The organism is Sphingomonas sp. BK069 (assembly GCF_014193405.1).
Taxonomy (GTDB): Bacteria; Pseudomonadota; Alphaproteobacteria; order Sphingomonadales; family Sphingomonadaceae; genus Sphingomonas.
Genome location: NZ_JACHZH010000006.1, coordinates 1 through 18,386 on the forward strand (window position 1 = coordinate 1; position 18,386 = coordinate 18,386).

General features: G+C 71.0%; 15 protein-coding genes. 11 read left to right on the top strand and 4 right to left on the bottom strand.

Going from position 1 to position 18,386, the window contains the following annotated elements:
* Positions 1 to 181 precede the first annotated feature (181 nt).
* From FHY02_RS17000 to FHY02_RS17015, 4 genes are all read left to right on the top strand, one after another.
* The gene (locus FHY02_RS17000) at positions 182 to 1,174 is read left to right on the top strand and encodes a family 43 glycosylhydrolase (protein ID WP_183924404.1); all 993 of its coding nucleotides are present in this window, start codon (positions 182 to 184) and stop codon (positions 1,172 to 1,174) included.
* A 123-nt stretch (positions 1,175 to 1,297) separates the two neighbouring features.
* Positions 1,298 to 4,099 carry a TonB-dependent receptor gene (locus FHY02_RS17005; RefSeq protein WP_183924406.1) on the top strand — a complete coding sequence of 934 codons (2,802 nt, stop codon included), beginning with the start codon at positions 1,298 to 1,300 and terminating at the stop codon, positions 4,097 to 4,099.
* Positions 4,100 to 4,289: 190 nt separating this feature from the next.
* Complete coding sequence (locus tag FHY02_RS17010; protein ID WP_183924416.1) at positions 4,290 to 4,631, top strand: SWIB/MDM2 domain-containing protein; 342 nt, start codon at positions 4,290 to 4,292, stop codon at positions 4,629 to 4,631.
* Positions 4,632 to 4,748: 117 nt separating this feature from the next.
* The gene (locus tag FHY02_RS17015) at positions 4,749 to 6,158 is read left to right on the top strand and encodes a M20/M25/M40 family metallo-hydrolase (RefSeq protein WP_183924418.1); all 1,410 of its coding nucleotides are present in this window, start codon (positions 4,749 to 4,751) and stop codon (positions 6,156 to 6,158) included.
* A 305-nt stretch (positions 6,159 to 6,463) separates the two neighbouring features.
* Here FHY02_RS17015 and FHY02_RS17020 read toward each other — a convergent pair whose 3' ends face one another.
* On the bottom strand, positions 6,464 to 7,039 hold the full coding sequence (locus tag FHY02_RS17020; RefSeq protein WP_183924421.1) for a TetR family transcriptional regulator C-terminal domain-containing protein: 576 nt from the start codon (positions 7,037 to 7,039) through the stop codon (positions 6,464 to 6,466).
* 46 nt (positions 7,040 to 7,085) lie between these two features.
* On the opposite strand from FHY02_RS17020, the gene FHY02_RS17025 reads away from it, so the two are divergent.
* Together FHY02_RS17025 and FHY02_RS17030 are read left to right on the top strand one after the other, a co-directional pair.
* A complete protein-coding gene (locus FHY02_RS17025; RefSeq protein WP_183924423.1) occupies positions 7,086 to 8,261 on the top strand; it encodes an aromatic ring-hydroxylating dioxygenase subunit alpha in 1,176 nt (391 codons plus the stop codon).
* Positions 8,262 to 8,456: 195 nt separating this feature from the next.
* The gene (locus FHY02_RS17030; RefSeq protein WP_183924425.1) at positions 8,457 to 10,085 is read left to right on the top strand and encodes an NAD(P)/FAD-dependent oxidoreductase; all 1,629 of its coding nucleotides are present in this window, start codon (positions 8,457 to 8,459) and stop codon (positions 10,083 to 10,085) included.
* On the opposite strand, the gene FHY02_RS17035 is transcribed toward FHY02_RS17030, so the two are convergent.
* Positions 10,057 to 11,364: an amino acid permease gene (locus FHY02_RS17035; protein WP_183924427.1), complete on the bottom strand. Its 1,308-nt coding sequence runs from the start codon at positions 11,362 to 11,364 to the stop codon at positions 10,057 to 10,059. The genes FHY02_RS17030 and FHY02_RS17035 overlap by 29 nt on opposite strands.
* On the opposite strand from FHY02_RS17035, the gene FHY02_RS17040 reads away from it, so the two are divergent.
* Positions 11,363 to 12,961, top strand: a complete 1,599-nt coding sequence (locus FHY02_RS17040) for a sulfotransferase (protein ID WP_183924429.1) — start codon at positions 11,363 to 11,365, stop codon at positions 12,959 to 12,961. The two genes, FHY02_RS17035 and FHY02_RS17040, sit on opposite strands and share 2 nt — an antisense overlap.
* A gap of 139 nt (positions 12,962 to 13,100) precedes the next feature.
* Here the strand turns inward: FHY02_RS17040 and FHY02_RS17045 are convergent, their stop codons facing one another.
* Positions 13,101 to 13,589, bottom strand: a complete 489-nt coding sequence (locus tag FHY02_RS17045; RefSeq protein WP_183924431.1) for a GAF domain-containing protein — start codon at positions 13,587 to 13,589, stop codon at positions 13,101 to 13,103.
* 135 nt (positions 13,590 to 13,724) lie between these two features.
* Here FHY02_RS17045 and FHY02_RS17050 point away from each other — a divergent pair, with 135 nt between their 5' ends.
* The gene (locus tag FHY02_RS17050; RefSeq protein WP_183924433.1) at positions 13,725 to 16,226 is read left to right on the top strand and encodes an ATP-binding protein; all 2,502 of its coding nucleotides are present in this window, start codon (positions 13,725 to 13,727) and stop codon (positions 16,224 to 16,226) included.
* 41 nt (positions 16,227 to 16,267) lie between these two features.
* Here FHY02_RS17050 and FHY02_RS17055 read toward each other — a convergent pair whose 3' ends face one another.
* Positions 16,268 to 16,615 (bottom strand): hypothetical protein, encoded by a 348-nt coding sequence (locus FHY02_RS17055; protein WP_183924435.1) that lies wholly within the window; start codon positions 16,613 to 16,615, stop codon positions 16,268 to 16,270.
* A 269-nt stretch (positions 16,616 to 16,884) separates the two neighbouring features.
* Here FHY02_RS17055 and FHY02_RS17060 point away from each other — a divergent pair, with 269 nt between their 5' ends.
* The 3 genes from FHY02_RS17060 to FHY02_RS17070 are packed head-to-tail and all read left to right on the top strand — an operon-like array spanning position 16,885 to position 18,340.
* A complete protein-coding gene (locus FHY02_RS17060; RefSeq protein WP_221198710.1) occupies positions 16,885 to 17,592 on the top strand; it encodes a protein-S-isoprenylcysteine O-methyltransferase in 708 nt (235 codons plus the stop codon).
* Positions 17,589 to 17,948 carry a hypothetical protein gene (locus FHY02_RS17065; protein ID WP_183924437.1) on the top strand — a complete coding sequence of 120 codons (360 nt, stop codon included), beginning with the start codon at positions 17,589 to 17,591 and terminating at the stop codon, positions 17,946 to 17,948. Before FHY02_RS17060 ends, FHY02_RS17065 begins: the two co-directional genes overlap by 4 nt.
* Positions 17,945 to 18,340, top strand: coding sequence for a hypothetical protein (locus FHY02_RS17070; protein ID WP_183924439.1), 396 nt, complete (start codon positions 17,945 to 17,947; stop codon positions 18,338 to 18,340). The genes FHY02_RS17065 and FHY02_RS17070 overlap by 4 nt, the downstream gene beginning before the upstream one ends.
* The last annotated feature ends 46 nt before the right edge of the window (positions 18,341 to 18,386 follow it).

Genomic DNA, 18,386 nt, shown 5'->3' on the forward strand with positions numbered 1-18,386 from the left:
CAATGGTACTATCGCTCAAGCGATGGAAGAGTAGGTCGCCGCCAGGCATTGAAGCCAGCGCGTTGCAACACAAACCATCACATGAACCCATTCACGACGTCTCCGCCTCAAGGCGGACCTGCGCTGGCGCGTGCGAGCGAACTCCTTGCAAAGCCGATGATAAAAGCGCCATGCACCTAGCATGCCCCGCGCGCTTCGCCTGCTCGCCATCGCCGCTACGCTGGTGGCCGCCGCGCCGCCCGGCGATGTGCCGCAGCGCGCGCTGCTCGACTCCGCACCGGATCCCTATGTCATCGCTCACGGCGGCTGGTACTATGTCATGGCCACACGCGGCGACCGTCTCGCGATCCGGCGCACGCGCGACCTCGCCCGCCTCGACGAGGCGATCGAGACGACCGTGTGGCAGCCGCCCGCGCGCGGCGCCAACGCGCGATCGATCTGGGCGCCGGAGCTCCACCGCCTCAAGGGTCGCTGGTATATCTACTACACCGCGGCCGATGCCGAACATGACGACGACGCTCATCGCGGCGTCTTCGTGCTGGAGAACCGTGCCACCGATCCGCTCGCTGGTCGCTGGGTCGATCGCGGCCGCGTCAACACGCGCCTGCCGGGGCTCGACGGCACCGTCTTCACCGCGCAAGGCCGATCCTGGTTCGTCTACTCGGCCTATGACGGGCCCGACAGCGTCCTCGCGATCGCGGCGATGCGCAATCCATGGACGCTCACCGGACCCGAGCGCGTCATCGCGCGCCCCGACCAGGCGTGGGAGCGGCAGGGCGGCCGCCAGATCCTTGAGGGACCCGCCTTCGTCCGCGGCCCGCGCGGCGACCTCTTCCTCAGCTACTCGGGCAGTGCCTGCTGGTCGGACGGCTATGCCGTCGGGCTGCTCCGCGCGCGCGCCGACGCGAACCTGCTCGATCCCCGCAGCTGGACCAAGGCGGCACGCCCGATCCTGGCATCGAGCCCCGGCGCACGGGTGTTCGCGCCCGGTCACAACACCTTCTTCCAGCCTCGTCCCGGCGAGACCTGGATCGTCTACCACGCCAACGGCGCGGCGGGGCAGGGCTGCACCGCTCTGCGCGCCCCCCATGTCGCCCGCATACGCTGGAGCGCCGCGGGTGTGCCGGAGGTGCCGCTCACTGAACGCGCGCTGCCCGGACCGCCTCACGATTGAGGCGGTTCTTGCTTCAGGTCAGGAAGGTTGTCGCTACGCCGAACCTATTTATCTGATAAGTGAGTGGCATAAGGGGCCGATGCATAGGAGCGTCGGCCCGACGACCATGTCAGGAGAGGTCCCATGCGCCACACGCTCGCGCTGTCCGTATCCCTGGTGGCGCTGACCGCCGCCGTCCCCGCGCTCGCGCAGCAGGGCAGCACGCCGCCCAACGCGCAGCCGACGACGCCCCCGACCGATGCCCACGCGCCCGCCGGTACCGATAGCGCGCCGCTCCCCGCGGCCGACGGGGCCGCGCCCGCCGCCGCCGCGGCCGACACCGCCACCACCGGGGACGAAATCGTGGTCACCGGCATCCGCGCCAGTCTCGCGCGCGCGGCCGAGATCAAGCGCTCGGCGCCGCAGGTGGTCGATTCGATCGTGGCGCAGGACATCGGCAAGTTCCCCGATCCCACCACCGCCGCCGCGCTCCAGCGCGTGTCCGGCGTGCAGGTGACGGTCGGCGGCAACAACGAGATCGTCAACCCGCTCGTGCGTGGCCTGCCCGACATCCTCACCACGCTCGACGGCCGCGAGATCTTCACCGCCGAGGGGCGCGGCTTCGCCTTCCAGGACCTGCCCGCCGAGGCGGTGGCGCGGGTTGACGTGTTCAAGTCGAACACCGCCAACCTGATCGAGGGCGGCGTCGCGGGCACGATCGACCTGCGGCTCAACAAGGCGTTCAACTATACCGAGCCCACCATCGCGCTGAGCGGCAAGCTCAACTACCCCTCCAACGCCGAGAAGCTCGGGCCGCAGGTGAGCTTCCTCGCCACCGATCGCTGGGACACCGGCATCGGTGAGATCGGCGCCCTGATCAACGTCTCCTGGTACGACATGCCCTATAACCGGCCGAGCAACTATGTCGCCGACCGCCGCTCGGGCAACGGCGGCCCCGCCGGCGCCGAGGGGCTGATCCTGCCGATCTCCACCGGCGGCCTCAACGAATATGGCCGCTATCAGCGCCCCCAGGCCAATGCCTCGCTGCAATGGCAGGCGAGCCCGGCGCTGGAGGTGTATGTCGACGGCCTCTACTCGGCCTATCGCAGCAAGTTCACCACCGGCTTCTACGAATATCGGCTGAGCACCGCGCGCAGCGTGAGCGGCGTCGACCGCTCGGACAATTGCTTCACCGCGGCGATCGCGCCCAATCGCGGCAACCCCGATCCCACCACCGATCCGGCGACCATCACCCAGCAGAACCTCTGCTCGTTCAACGCGGCGACCTTCAATGACCTCGAGGCCTTCACCTCGACCCAGGCGCACGACAATCGCACCGACACCTGGCTCGCCGCGGGCGGCTTCCGCTTCGACCAGGGGCCGGCCAAGGCCAATCTCGACGTCAGCTACGAACGCTCGATCACCAACAACGCCAATTTCATCGTCGACATCGGCAAGCGCGTGCCGAGCGTCACGTTGGGGCTGACCGACCCGAACCAGACCGCCGCGATCACCGCGCCCAACAATCCGATGGCGGACCCCGCCGGCTTCACCTTCATCAACGCGCTGTTCCAGGATTATTCGCGCGCGAGCGGCGGGCTGTTCGCGGCCAAGGCCGATGCGAGCTACGATGTCGACACGATCCTGAAGACGATCGAGGTGGGCGGCCGCTACGCCGATCGCACCGCCAATTTCCAGCAGGTCCAGCTCGGTGTGAACCCGCCGGGGGGCTCGTTCGCGACGCCGATCACCGCGACCGAGCTGCCGCTCGAGCGCGCGCCGGGCATCCCGCAGATCAACAACGGCGCGCCGTTCGTGCTGCCGTCGACCGACTATCTGCTGTCCGGAGCGGGGCAGCAGTCGCTGCGCGCCTTCTTCGGCGCGCCTGATGGTCAGCCGCCGTTCGACCCGACCCGCCGCTTCGACGTCGCCGAGAAGAGCTACGCCGCCTACGCCCAGGCGGGCTATGAGGTGCCGTTCGGCAGCGGACCGGTGGTGCTCGACGGCCGCCTCGGCGTCCGCCTCAGCAAGACCGACCGCGAGATCAGCGGCACCGGCCTGGTCAGCGGCACGCCGGTGACGACCACGTCCAAGACGAGCGACACCGACTGGCTGCCCAACGCGAGCGCTCGGCTCCAGCTCGGGGGCGGGCTCCAGCTCCGCGCCACCTACGCCAAGACGCTGGCGCGGCCGGGGTTCGGCTCGCTCAACCCGGGGCTGAACTATATCGTCTCGACCAACCCCAACATCCTCAACAGCGGCTCGGGCGGCAATCCGCAGCTTCGCCCGCAGAAGTCTGACAGCTACGACGCGACGATCGAATATTATTGGAAGGACGGCTATGTCGCGCTCGCGGGCTATTACCGCGACATCAGCGACCGCGTGATCACCGCCAGCACCGCCGAGCTGATCGACGGCATCACCTATAACATCTCGCGCCCGCGCAACGTCGGCACCGCCAAGCTGAAGGGGATCGAGGCCAGCGCGCAGACCTTCTTCTCCTTCCTGCCCGGCGACCTCGCGGGGCTGGGTGCGTTCGGCAACTTCACGCTGGCGGACTCGGAGGTGGGCGGCGACGACCCGCTGTCCGGCTACCCGCTGCAGGGCGTCTCCAAGTATAATTTCAACGCCGGCCTGCTCTACGATCGCAGCGGCATCTCGGCGCGCGTGGTCTATACCTACCGCTCGAGCTATTTCGACGAGGACCGCTCGGGCACGCAGGACGTCCGCCCGGTCGGCTCGCCGGCGTGGCTCAACTATGTCCGCCCCAACGGCCGGCTCGACTTCAGCCTGGGCTATGACGTGACCAGGAACGTCACCGTCACGGTCGAGGGCAGCAACATCCTGCGCTCGCGCTACCGCAGCTACTTCAACGAAGATTACCTGTGGCGCGACACCCGCACCGACGACAGCCTCTACGCGGTGAGCGTGCGCACGCGCTTCTGAGCGACGGAGCGGCGGCGCCAAGCGTCGTCGCTCGGGCGGCATAGCGACCGATTATCGCGCTGAGCCGTTCGGCAGGCCGCGAAGACGCATCGTTTCACTTGCAGCGGCGTTCGCTCCGTGGGCAGAGTGGGACGGCAGAGCATCGGCCGATGCGCCGTGGGGACCATTTCTGCGGAAAGAGGAGAGTGTGATGGCACGATCAGCGGAGAAGCGCGGCAAGGACGAGACCGCCGCGGCCGAGAAGAAGGTCAAGTCGACCGGCAAGGCCGCCGGTGGCGCACGCGGCGGCATCACCGCCCCCGTCACCCCGTCGCCCGAGCTGGCCGAGATCGTCGGCAAGAACGACCTTCCGCGCAGCGAGGTCGTCAGCAAGGTCTGGGAATATATCAAGAAGAACAACCTTCAGGACGAGAAGGACAAGCGCCAGATCAACGCCGACGCCAAGCTGGAGAAGATCTTTGGCAAGAAGTCGGCCAGCATGTTCGAGATGAACAAGCACCTCAGCGCGCACCTGAGCGCCAAGAAGGCCTGACCTGGCGGGCGCCGGGCCGCGCGTCGCGGATGCGACGCGGCCCGGCGCAGCGATCCCGCTTGCGTCCGCGGGGCCGCACGATACGCTTTGTCCTCCAACGACAAAGGGGCATCGTGCATGGCGATCGGGCGCAATCTCTTCCTTCTCGGCGCGACGCTCGCGCTGATCCCGGCGCCCGGTCTGGCGCAGACCCCTTCATCGGACACCGCCGCGATCGGGTCCGACGCGCAGGCGCTCGATATCGCCAAGCGCGCGATCGCGTTCCGCAGCGTCGCGGGGCAGGGCAACCAGACGCCGCAACTCGCCGCCTATCTCAAGTCGGTGCTCGTCGCCGGCGGCTTCGCCGACTCGGACGTGACGATCACCCCGGTCGACGACACCGCCTATCTGGTCGCGCGCTGGCGCGGCAGCGACCCGTCGGCCAAGCCGCTGGTCGTCTCCGGCCATATCGACGTGGTCGAGGCCAAGCCCGCCGACTGGCAGCGTGATCCGTTCACCCCCGTGGTCGAGAACGGCTACCTCTACGGCCGCGGCGCCACCGACATGAAGCTGGACGCGGCGGTGGCGATGACCGCGCTGCTGCGGATGAAGCGCGCGGGCTTCAGGCCGCGGCGCGACATCGTGCTCGAGTTCTCGGGCGACGAGGAGACGCGGATGAAGACCAGCGCGCTCATCGCCGAGCAGCTCAAGGACGCCGAGCTGGTGATCAACATCGACGGCGGCGGCGGTCGCTTCGCCGAGGACGGCAAGCCGCAGTTCTTCACCTGGAACGGCGCCGAGAAGACCTACGCCGACTTCGAGCTGACCGTCACCAACCCGGGCGGGCACAGCTCCGCCCCGCGGCCGCAGAACGCGATCAACCAGCTCTCCGCCGCGCTGGTGCGGATCGGGCAGTATCGCTTCACGCCGCAGCTCTCCGACGTGACGCGCACCTTCTTCCGCGAGGCCGCCAAGCAGAAGACGGGCGAGCTCGCCGCCGCGATGCGCGCCTTCGCGGAGAACCCGAAGGACGAAAAGGCGATCGCGGTCCTCGCCGCCGACCCGGCCTATGTCGGGCAGATCGGCACGACGTGCGTGTCGACGATGGTGTCCGGCGGGCACGCGCTCAACGCGCTGCCGCAGCGCGCGACCGCCAACATCAACTGCCGCATCTTCCCCGGCGTGAAGCCCGCCGAGGTGATGGCCACGCTCCAGCAGGTTGCGGCCGAGCCGGCGCTGACGATCCGCGACGTGAGCGAGGGATCGGTGGCCAACGACGCCTCGCCGATGCGCCCCGACTTCGTCGCCGCGGTGACCAGGGCGGTGGGCAAGGCGTGGCCCGGCGTGCCGGTCTTCCCGAGCATGTCGGCGGGGGCGAGCGACAGCATGTGGTTCCGCTACCACCATGTGCCGAGCTACGGCGCGAGTCCGACCTTCATCAAGGAGTCGGACGATTTCAGCCACGGCCTCAACGAGCGCACCGAGGTGCGCAACATCGCGCCGGGGATCCGCTACTACGTGTCGCTGTTCGGCGATCTGGCGAAGTGAAGTCGAAGCTCGGCCGCATAGGGGGTTCGGGCGGAGCGGTTCAATGATCGTTCGTTCCCCGGCGCAGGCCGGGGTCCAGTTGGGGGCCGCCGATGAGTCTCACACCCGCTTTCGCGACTGGGCCCCGGCCTTCACCGGGGATCATGATGGGATCGGGTGTACCGCCGGCACCATCGGCGTGTTCGCGGGCGGCGGCGGAATGACGACAGTGCCGTGTTCCGGCGCACGCGGGAATCCAGGGCCGCGAACGTCACCGCTGAGCCATCCTGAGCTTCCGCGTTCGCGGGAGCACGAAGGTCGCTCCCTCACATCGCCTCCAGATACGTCGCCACGACCGCGCGCGCCTCGGCCGCGGTGAACGCCCCCGGCGACAGGCACAGCTCCAGCCACAGCCCGTCGACCAGCGCCGTGAGTCCCACCGCCGCCAATCGCCGCCGATCCGGCGCCACGCCCGTCTCGCCCAGCAACACCTCCAGCCGTGTGCGATAACCGGCGTAGTGCCGCGCGTGGCTCGCCTGCATCGTCGCGCCGCCCTGCGCGAGGCTCCAGAAGGCGATCCAGGTCGCGAGCAGCGCGGGGTCGGCGATCGGCGGCGCGAAGCTGGCGTCGAGATAGGCCGCCAGCCGCGCGCGCGGCGACCCGCCCGCCGCCGCCACCGCCGACTCCAGCGCCTCGCCGACGCGCGCGGCGACATGGTCGTAGGTCCCCTCGATCAGCCGCTCGACCCCGCCGAAATGGTGCGTCACCAGCCCGGGCGACACGCCCGCTTCCGCCGCGATCACGCGCACCGAGGCGCCCGCCGCGCCGCGCGCCGCCAGCACGCGGGCGGTCGCCGCGATCAGCTCGGCGCGGCGCGCCTCGGGAGCGGCGCGCTTGCTCACGCCGCGACGTTGTTATACGTTCGTGCAACAATCACGCGGGGCCTCCATGCATCGCTCGACCGATCTGCCTTACGCCGATCCCGACGCGGATTGGAGCCTGCCCGGTTGGCTCTACACCGACGCCGAATATTTCGAGCTGGAGTGCGCGCGCGTGATCCGCCCGTCGTGGCAGATCGTCTGCCATGAGAGCGACCTGGCCGGGCCGGGCGCGTGGCGGACGCTCTCTTATCTCGGCGAGCAGCTCGTCGCCGTCCGCGGTGCCGACGGCGTGATCCGCGGCTTTCACAACGTCTGCCGCCATCGCGCGATGCGGCTGGTGGAGGGGGCGAGCGGCTGCGCCCGGAAGCTCGTCTGCCCCTATCACGCCTGGGTGTACGAGCTCGACGGGCGCCTGTCGGGCGTGCCGATGAAGAGCGACTATCCCGCGCTGCGGCTCGAGGAGAACGGGCTCGCCAGCGTCGAGGTCGAGATCTGGCGCGGCTTCGTCTTCGTGCGGCTCGAGGACGACGGCGGGCCGAGCGTCGCGACGATGATGGCGCCCTATGACGCCGAGGTCGCGCCCTATCGCTTCGAGGACATGCGCCGCCTCTCCGACGTGCGCGAGCGCGAGCGGCGCGTGAACTGGAAGAACGTCGGCGACAACTACTCGGACAACCTCCACATTCCGGTGGCGCACGACGGGCTGACGCGATTGTTCGGCAAGAGCTACGCGATCGAGGCGGCGGGCTGGGTCGATCGCATGTCGGGCGAGCTGGTGGACCGACCGTCGAGCGATCCGTGGGAGCGCTTCTACCAGACGCATCTGCCGCGCGTCGACCATCTGCCAGAGGCGAACCAGCGACGGTGGCTCTACTACAAGCTGTGGCCCAACATGGCGTTCGACATCTACGCCGACCAGATCGACTTCATGCAGTGGCTGCCGCTGACGCCGACCACCAGCCTGCTGCGCGAGATGAGCTTCGCGCTGCCCGACCAGCGGCGCGAGATGCGGCTGGTGCGCTACGCCAACTGGCGGATCAACCGCACCGTCAACGCCGAGGACACCTGGCTGATCGAGCGCGTGCAGGAGGGGATGGCGTCGTCGAGCTACACCGCCGGGCCGATCGGCGCGAGTGAGGTGTGCCTGCGCAGCTTCGCCGCCAAGATCCGCGAGCGCATCCCCGAGGCGCGCCAGCACCGCGCCCCGCCGCCGGGCTGGTCGCGGCGAGTGCGCCAGGCGTGAGGGGCTGGGGAGGGCGCGCGCCGTTCACCCCACCCGCTGCCGTCATCCTGAACCCGTTTCAGGATTCACCGTGCCGCGAGCGCCGACGCACCTGAATGTGCGGGACGGTGGACCCCGAAACGAGTTCGGGGTGACGCCAGTGGAGTGGGCAAGCGGCGGGGAGAACACGTCCGAGGACACGAACAAGGGGGCACCATGACGCAGCGGTACGACGCGATCATCATCGGCGGGGGGCATAACGGCCTGGTCTGCGCTTTCTATCTCGCGCGCGCGGGCCTCAAGGTGCGCGTGCTCGAACGCCGCCACGTCGTCGGCGGCGCGGCGGTGACCGAGGAGTTCCACCCCGGCTTCCGCAACTCCACCGCGAGCTACACCGTCAGCCTGCTGCGCCCCAAGGTGATCGCGGACATGAAGCTGCACGATCGCGGCTATCGCATCATCGAGCGCACGATCAGCAACTTCTTCCCCTTCGCGGACACCTATCTCACGCTCGGCGGGGGGACGCAGCGCACCCAGGCGCAGTTCGCGCGCTTCAGCCAGCGCGACGCCGACGCCTACCCCGCCTATGACGCGGCGCTGGAGCGCGTCGCGCAGGTGCTGCGCGACCTCGCGCTCGAGATCCCGCCCAACGCGGGCGGCGGGCTGCTCGAGCTGGTCAGCGCCGCGCGCCAGGCCTGGCCGCTCGCCAAGCTCGACATCGCCGCGCAGCGCGACCTGCTCGACGTCTTCACCAAGTCGGCGCGCGACTTCCTCGACGGCTGGTACGAGGACGATCACGTAAAGACCGCCTTCGCGTTCGACGCGGTGGTGGGCAATTACGCCGGCGTGTCGACGCCGGGCTCGGCCTATGTGCTGCTCCACCACGTCTTCGGCGAGGTGAACGGCAAGTACGGCGCCTGGGGCCACTCGGTCGGCGGCATGGGGGCGATCACCCAGGCGATGGCGGCGGCGTGCCTCGCCGAGGGCGTCGAGATCAGCGTGGACGCGCCGGTCGCGCGCGTGCTGGTCGACGGCGGTCGCGCCGCGGGCGTGGTGCTGGAGAGCGGGCAGGAGATCGTCGCCCCGATCGTCGCCGCCAACGTCGGGCCGGCGATGCTGTACCGCCAGATGGTCGCCGGCCACGAGCTGCCCGAGGATTTCCGCCGCCGCATCGCCGGGTTCAAGACCGGCTCGGGCACGTTCCGGATGAACGTGGCGCTGAGCGAGCTGCCCGACTTCACCGTGCTACCCGGGCGCGCGCGCGCCGAGCATCACACCGCCGGGATCATCATCGCGCCGGGCATGGACTATATGGACCGCGCCTATGACGACGCGCGCGTCCACGGCTGGTCGCGCCAGCCGATCGTCGAGATGAAGATCCCCAGCACGGTCGACGACAGCCTCGCCCCGCCGGGGCAGCACGTCGCCAGCCTGTTCTGCCAGCAGTTCGCGCCCGAGCTGCCCCCCGGTCCTGACGGGAAAGCGCGGAGCTGGGACGAGGTTCGCGAGGAGGTCGCCGACCACATCATCGACACCGTCACCGCGCACGCGCCCAACTTCAAGGCGAGCGTGATCGCGCGCCAGATCCACTCGCCGCTCGACCTGGAGCGCAAGTTCGGGCTGATCGGGGGCGACATCTTCCACGGCAGGATGAGCCTCGACCAGCTCTGGTCGGCGCGCCCGGTGCTCGGCCACGGCGACTATCGCGCGCCGATCCGCGGACTCTACATGTGCGGATCGGGGGCGCACCCCGGCGGCGGGGTGACCGGCGCGCCCGGCCACAATGCCGCGCACGCCATCCTCGCCGACCGCAGGCTCAGCGCGCGCTGGCGCCGCCGCGCCTGACCGCGAGATAGACCGGCACGCCGGCGAGCAGCAGCGCCAGCGCCCAGCCGTTCGCCTCCGCGCCGAGCCCGTAGGAGAGCCAGCCGACGAAGACCGCCGCGATCACGCCGACGACGCGCGCGACGGGATCGTCGCGCAGCAGCTTCACCGCGGCGAGCGCGCTGGCGAGATAGGCGAGCATGCCCGCCGCGAGCGACACCGAGGCGACGAAGGCGAACAGGTCGCCCATGCCCCGCGTGAAGTTGGCGAGCGTCACCGCGGTGACGAGCAGCCCGGCGACGACATGCGCGCGCGCCGGCGTGCCCTGCGCGGTCTCGCGCGCGAACCAGCGCGGGAACACGCCGCCCTGTGCCATCGCGCGCGGCACCTCGCCCTGGAGCAGCACGAAGCCGTTGAGCGTGCCGAGCGCGCTGATCGCGGCGAACAGCGCGACCACCTGCGCGACCCCGCCGCCAAAGCCGAGGCCAAGGAAGGCCGCGATCGGGGCGGGCGAGGCGGCGACGGTGGCGCGCGGCATCAGCGCGGTGATGGCGCTCGACACGATCAGGTAGATCACGCCCACGGCGGCGGTGCCGATCAGCGTCGCGCGCGGCACGATCCGCCGCGCGTCGGCGACGCGGTCGGCCGGCACCGTCGCCGACTCGACGCCGAGAAAGCCCCAGAAGGTCAGCGCTGCCGCACCAGCGGTGCCCGTCACCGTCAGCGGCACTGCAACCTCCTGCGACACCGCCACGCCGCGCGTCAGCAGCAGCCAGGCGGCGAGCAGCACCACCGCGGCGAGCGGCACCAGCTTGATCACCATCGTCGCCATCTGCAGCCTCACCGCCAGATCAACGCCGCGGATGTTGACCAGCACCGCCAGCCACACCAGCACCACCGCGGCGATCGCGGCGTGCGGCGCCAGTGCGGGGAAGGCGAGGCTGAGCGCGCTCACCACGGCGACCGCCACCGCGCCGTTGCCCGCCCAGACGAGCGTCCAATAGCTCCATGCCGTGGCGAAGCCGATCACCGGGCCGAAGGCGGCATCGGCATAAGCGTAAGGACCGCCCGCGCGCGGGATGGCGGCGGCGAGCCGCGCGAACACGAACGACAGCGTCATCGCTCCTGCGATCGTCACCACCCAGCCGAGCGTGGCATTGGCGCCCAGCGGTGCCAGCGTGGCGGGCAGCAGGTAGATGCCCGAGCCGATCAGATTGCCCATCACCAGCGCCAGCAGGCCCCAGAAGGTGAGCGCGCGGCTTGATCGCGCGGCCTCGGCGTGATTGTCTCGGTCTTCCATGTCCCTCGTGTCTGTCCGCGAACCCCGGCGTCTGCCGCCCCTGCTAGTCGACGCGGCGCTGGCGCTCCACGACAATCGCCTGGAGATCGCCGAGCCGCTGCTCCGGAGCTATCTTAAGAGGGATCCGTTCGACGCGCGCGCGATCCGCATGCTCGCCGAGCTGGCGGGGCGGCTCGGACGCAACCGCGACGCCGAGACGCTGCTGCGCCGCGCGCTCGAGCTGGCGCCCGGCTTCACCGCGGCGCGCGCCAATCTCGCGATCGTGCTCTATCGCCAGAACCGGCCGACCGAGGCGCTGGCCGAGCTCGACACGCTGCTCGCGGTCGAGCCCGAGCATCTCGGCCACGCCAATCTCAAGGCCGCGGCGCTGGGGCGGCTCGGCGGCTTCGACGAGGCGATCGCGCTCTACGAGCGCGTGCTCGCCGCCGCCCCGGCGCAGCCCAAGGTGTGGATGAGCTTCGGCCACATGCTCAAGACGGTCGGGCGGCAGGCCGAGGGGGTTGCGGCCTATCGCCGCGCGATCGCGCTGCGCCCGGTGCTGGGCGAAGCATGGTGGAGCCTCGCCAATCTCAAGACGGTGCGCTTCGGCGACAATGACGTCGCCGCGATGGAGAGCGCGCTGGCGGAGGCGGGCGAGGACGAGGATTGCTTCCACCTCGACTTCGCGCTCGGCAAGGCGTGGGAGGAGCGCGGCGACGCCGATCGCGCCTTCGCGCACTATGCCGCGGGCAACGCGCTGCGGCGGCGCGGCATCGTCTATGACGCCGACGCGACGCAGGCGTTCGTCGACGCGAGTATCACGCTAGCCACCCCCGAGTTCTTCGCCGCGCGGGCCGGCTGGGGCTGCCCGGCGCGCGACCCGATCTTCGTGCTCGGCATGCCCCGCGCTGGCTCGACGCTGGTCGAGCAGATCCTCGCCTCGCACAGCCAGGTCGAAGGGACGACCGAGCTGCCGGACCTGCCCGCGATCGCGCGGCGGATCGGCGATTATCCGCAAGGCCTCGCCTCGCTCACCGCCGAGCGCGCGCGCGAGCTGGGTGAGGACTATCTGCGCCGCGCCGCGGTGCAGCGGCGGACCGATCGGCCGTTCTTCGTCGACAAGCTGCCCAACAACTGGGCGCACGTGCCGCTCATCCGCCTGATCCTGCCCAACGCCACGATCATCGACGCGCGCCGCGAGCCGCGCGCCTGCTGCTTCTCGAACTACAAGCAGCATTTCGCGCGCGGGCAGGGGTTCAGCTACGGTCTCTCCGACATGGGGCGCTATTATCGCGACTATGTGCGGCTGATGGCGCGCGTCGACGCGGTCCAGCCCGGGGCGGTGCATCGCGTGATCCACGAGGCGCTGGTCGACTCGCCCGAGCCGATGATCCGCGCGTTGCTGGCGGCGTGCGGGCTCGACTTTGAGGACGCCTGCCTCAGCTTCCACGCGACCGAGCGCGCGGTGCGCACCGCCTCGTCCGAGCAGGTTCGCCAGCCGCTCTTCCGCGGCGGCGACCGCGCCTGGCGCCCCTTCGCCGCGCATCTCGGCCCCCTCGAGGCGGCGCTGGGGGAGGTGATCGCCGCCTATCCAGAGGTGCCGGCAGAGGTGGCATGAGCGGCGCCTGCCTTCCCGCTGAGCGGTGCTCCTGCGCACGCAGGAACCCAGAGCTACGATCGACAGGCCCCGACCCTGGGTTCCTGCGTGCGCAGGAACGCGAGCAGCGATGACCCGAGACCTTCTCGCGCCGACGCCGCTACGCGCCCAGCCGCATCGCGGCGCCGCGGGCGAGCCGCTGCAACGCGCGGCATAGAGGCTCGGGCGGCGCGGCGCGCGGGCGCTGGTCCACGGCGCACAACATGCCGAGCGCTGCCCCGTCCGCGCCAACCAGCGCGGCCCCGACATAGAAACGGACTGCCTCGGGCCCCTGCGCGATCGGCATGCGCGCGAACCGCGCGTCGGCCTGGAGGTCCGGGACGCACAGCACGCGGTCCGGCTCGGCCAAGCCATGAGCGCAGACGCACTCGTCACGCTCGAGCCCGTGCAACCGCGAGTTGAAGCGGCCGGCGACCCACAGCCGCTCGTCGACGATCGTGACGAGAGCGGCCGGCGTCCCGATCAGCCCGGCCGCCGCTGCGGCGATCTCATCGAGCTCGTCGGCCAGGCGCTCCCAGTCGGCGCGTGGAACACGCGCCATCGACTGGTAAGGCGGGGGCGAGGCACGCAGGCTGGACCAGAGACGCATGGTGACTCGCCGGTGGAGGGTGTCTGGCTCCTAGCGGGCCGGCGTGAACAAGCCGTTCCGCTGTCGCTATCGGGAAGTTAACCATAGGCCGCTACCCGATCGGCGATGCGCCGCTCGCCTGTTCTCGCCTCGCTGATGGGCTCCGGGCCCTCGCTCGTCGCCGGCTTCACTCTGCTGCTGAGCTGCGGCTGCAGCGCCGCGCTGCTCGCGGTGCAGAGCCGCTCCGCCTTCGGCTGGGTGCAGCATACGTTCGAGGTCGGGGCCGCGCTCGATACGGTGCAGATCGAGGCGATGCGCGCCGAGATCAACCGGCGCGGCTATGTCATGACCGGCGACGCGGCGCAGCGTGCCACCTACGCTCGCTCGGTCGCGCACGCGCGGCCCGCGCTGGCGCGGCTCGAGCGGATGGTGGCGGACAATCCCGCGCAGCGCGCCAACGTCGCGGCGCTGCGCGGTCGGTTGAACGGCCGCTTCGACGAGATGGCCTTGGCGGTGCGCTGGCGTGACCAGGGCCGTACCGCCGCCGCGGTCGCGCTCACCGGCTCCGCGGCGGGCAAGCGCGAGACCGCGATCGTGGTAGCGGCGCTGGCGCGCGTTCGCGACGCCGAACAGCGCCTGCTCGTGGCGCGCAAGGCGCGCACCGCGCGGCTGGAGCGACTCGGAATTGCGACCGGGCTCGCCAGCGCCACGCTGCTGCTCGTGCTCGCCGCCTTCGTGCTGCGCGAGCGACGCCGCCAGTTCGCCGACCTGGAACGCACGCACGCGCGGCTCGAGCGCGACATGCGGCTGCGCGCGCGTGCCGAGGCCGAGCTGGCGCTCCTCGCCGACAACGCCACCGACGCGGTGCTCCGACTCGGGCGCGACGGCCTGTGCCTCTACGCCTCGCCGTCGGCGCAGGAGACGTTCGGCGTGGCGCCCGCGGCGCTGATCGGCGAGCCGCTCCACCATTTCGTTCACCGCGACGATCGCGGCGCGGTGGCCGCCAGCTTCGCCCGGTTGATCGCGGGCGAGGCGCTGCGCGACGTGGTGACCTGCCGTCAGGCCCCGCGCGAGGTCGGCGCGGGGGGCGAGAAAGGGGAGACGCCACGCTGGCTCGAGGCGAGCGTGCGCGCGATCGTCGACGCGCCCGGCCGACCGCCGCGCGGCGTGATCGCGGCGGTGCGCGACATCACCGCGCGCAAGCGACTCGAGCTGGCACTGGAGGCCGCGCGCGCCAGTGCCGAAGTGGCGACCCAGGCCAAGTCGAGTTTCCTCGCCAACATGAGCCACGAGATCCGCACGCCGATGAACGGCGTGCTGGGCTTCACCGATCTGCTGCTCGCCGCCGCGCCGACCGAGGAGCAGCGGCGCTACCTCGAGCTGATGGCCGATTCCGGCCGCGCCATGATGCGACTGCTCAACGACATCCTCGATCTCGCCAAGGTCGAGGCCGGCGAGATGCGGCTGAACGAGGAGCCGCTCGACCTGCGCCACGTGCTGCGGCGCTGCGTCGGGCTGATGACCGCCGTGGCCGAGCAGAAGGGGCTGGCGCTGCGGCTCGAGGTCGCGCCCGCGCTGCCGCCGCGGCTGCTCGGCGACCCACTGCGCTATCGCCAGATCGTGCTCAACCTGCTCGGCAACGCGATCAAGTTCACCGCCGCGGGCGAGGTGGTCGTGCGCGCCGACGTGGGCGGCGGGCGCCTGCGCGTCAGCGTAGCCGACAGCGGGATCGGGATCGCGCCCGAGCGGCTCGGCGCGATCTTCGAGGAGTTCGCTCAGGCGGACCGCACGACCGAGCGACACTATGGCGGGACCGGCCTGGGACTGGCGGTGAGCGCGAAGATGGCGGCGCTGATGGACGGTACGCTCAGCGTCGCGAGTGCGCCGGGCAAGGGCGCGACCTTCACGCTCGACGTGCCGCTGCGCGCGGTCGCGCCAGCGGCAGAACCTGCGCCCTTGGGCGAGGCTCCGGCGCCGGCGGAGGCGATCGGCGGCGTGCGCGTGCTGATCGCGGAGGATCACGACATCAACCAGGAGCTGGTGCTCGCCGTGGCGCGCCAGATCGGTCTGGATGCCACGCTGGTGAGCGACGGCGACGAGGTGCTGCCCGCCATCGCGGCGGCGAACGCGGCGGGGCGCCCCTATGCGCTGGTGCTGATGGACATGCAGATGCCGCGCATGGACGGGCTCGAGGCGACGCGCCGGCTGCGCGCCGCCGGGCATGACGCCGCGACGCTGCCGGTGGTGGCGCTGACCGCCAACGCCTTCGTCGATGACGTCGCGGCCTGTCGCGCCGCGGGGATGCAGGCGCATGTCGCCAAGCCGTTGCGCGCCGCCGAGCTGGCCGAGACGGTCGCGCGTTTCGTCCCGGCGCGGGCGGCGCCCGCGCCATCGTCGCCGGCGATCAGCCCGGCGCTACGGGCGCGCTTCGCGACGCGGACCGAGGCTACCCTCGCCGCGCTGGAGTCGCTGGCAGCCGGAGGCGGCGGTCGGGACGAGGCGCTCGACGGGCTCCACAAGCTCGCCGGCACCGCGCGGCTGTTCGGTCACGAGCGACTCGGCGAACTCGCCGCTCTGCTGGAGGACCGACTGTCGCGCGCAGCACTTGCGAACGACGAGCTGCGGGCTGCGGTGGGCGAGCTGCGTGCGGCGGCGTGAGGCGCGGCAACGGAGGCGGGGTCTCCGCTCAGTAACGAACGTTAGCGCTCGCCGTCCGCCTTGCCGGTGAGCGGGAGACCGTCGCCGCCGCTGCGGTCTTCCTCGAAGTCCTCGCCGGGGTTGCCGCCGCCCGCGCCCGACCCGCTGCCGTGCACTTCGCCGGTCGCCGGGTCGAAGGACGCGCGGCGCCCGTTCTCGGGCGGCAGCGCTGCATCGGCCGTATCGACGCGCGACTCGCTCGGCGCGACGGACCCGGCCGGCATCTGCTCGCCGAGCCTGCGCTCGTCCTCGCGGCTATAGCCCTGACCGAACGTGCCCTCGTCCTTGTCGAACTCTGGCTGGCGATGGTGCTGGGGGTCGGCGGCGGGGCGGTTGCGATCGTCGGTCATGGGGGCACAACGCTTCGGCGATGTCGCGCGATCCGTGTCGTTTGCTCGACATGCAGGTGGGAGCGACGGCCATTTCCGCTGGCGTGAAATCTTCCTGGTCTCGAACCAGCGTGATGCTCCGGCGAAAGCGGGAGCCCAGCCAGACGAGGGTAACACTGCAGCGCCAGGCCGTGGCGCTTGCCGCAGCACGGATGCGTCGCGCGCTTCGCACCCTCGCTTCATGTGCCTCGGTATGCTAGAGACTCGCAATAGCGTTAAGGAGCGGAGTAATGACGGACGATCACGTCGCAACGATGCCGGGCCCATGCGAGCGAGCGCCGCTGCTGGCGGGCGTAGCTGGCCACTCGTTGCTGCTGGTCACCTTGGTGCTGGTCGTGGCCGCACTGACGCGATGGCGCCTGATCGACTGGCCGGGACTGTTCTGGCTCGCGAGCTTCGCCGCGATGACGGCGATCCGCCTGCCGTATCATGCTCGCAATCGTGGCAACGCCGTCATGGCGGGGCAGCGCGGAACCGCTGAACGGATCGTGATGGTCGGCATGTTCGCAACGATGATGGTGCTGCCGCTCGTCCATCTTGCCACCGGCGTCTTCGCTGGCGCCGATTATACGCTCCCCGAGTGGATGAGCGCGGCCGGGGCGATCGCGCTCGCTCCGACGCCTTTGCTGTTCTACCGCAGCCACGCCGATCTCGGCCGCAACTGGAGCGCCTCGCTCGAGCTGCAACGTGATCATACGCTCGTGACCGGGGGCGTCTACGCGCGCTGGCACCATCCCATGTACATCGCGATCTGGCTGAGCGCGCTGACCCAGCCGCTGCTGGTGCATAATCTGGTCGCTGGCGCGCTGGTGATCCCTGCGATGGCGGCGCTGTGGTTGCTGCGTGTGCCGCAGGAGGAGGCGATGATGCGACACCGCTTCGGCGCCGACTATGACGCCTATCGCGAGCGAGACGGGCGGTGGGGAGCGCGCTCATGAGCGGCGCGGCCCCGCTCCCCGCCGCGCTGCTCGCGCGCGCGGCGCGCTGCTGGCGTCGTGCGCGCGATCAGCGCGCGCCGGTGCAGCAACGGCTCTACGCGCTGCTCGCCCCGCTCGGCTATGAGATGATGGCGCCGGTGATCGACAGCGTGATGACGATCGGCGAGGCGTGCCTCGGGCGGCAGCTGTGTCGCGGCTGCCCGTTCGGCCCCGACGGCGACGAGGCGCTGCTATGCGCGCTGCTCGCCGACCCGGCGCGGCTCGATCGACTGCCGTCCTGTCGCGCTTGCCCCGAACGGCGCGAGCTGTTCGCTGGCGCGCTGACCTCGCCACGCGTGATGGCGGCGCTGGCATGAGCAGGGCCTTCTTCACCGCGATCGCGCCCCGCCTCCATCGCTCGACCGGTCGCGCCCTGACCACCGCCGCCGACGGCGAGTACTGGACGCACGACTATGACGCGCTGCTCGCCGCGGGCACGCCGCTGGCGCTGCTGCTCGACGGCGCGCAGCGGCCCTCGGCGGAGGCGGGTCGGCCGCTCGCCCTGTGGCTCAAGGCGCGACGCGACGTCTTGGCGACGCTCGTCCGCGGCGCGGTCTTCGTCGTGCCCGACCCCGCCGAGCGCGCGGCGTGGCAGGCGCGGCTCGACGCCGCGGGCGGCCGCAGCCCGTGGCCTTATCGCACCGCCGTCGCGGCGGACTGGGCCGCGGCCGAGCGCCTCGCACGCGACTGGCTCGCCGCGCCCGGCTGACACGCGCCCCGCGCTCGCCTAAGCGCGGGCGCGGAGACCTGCTGCC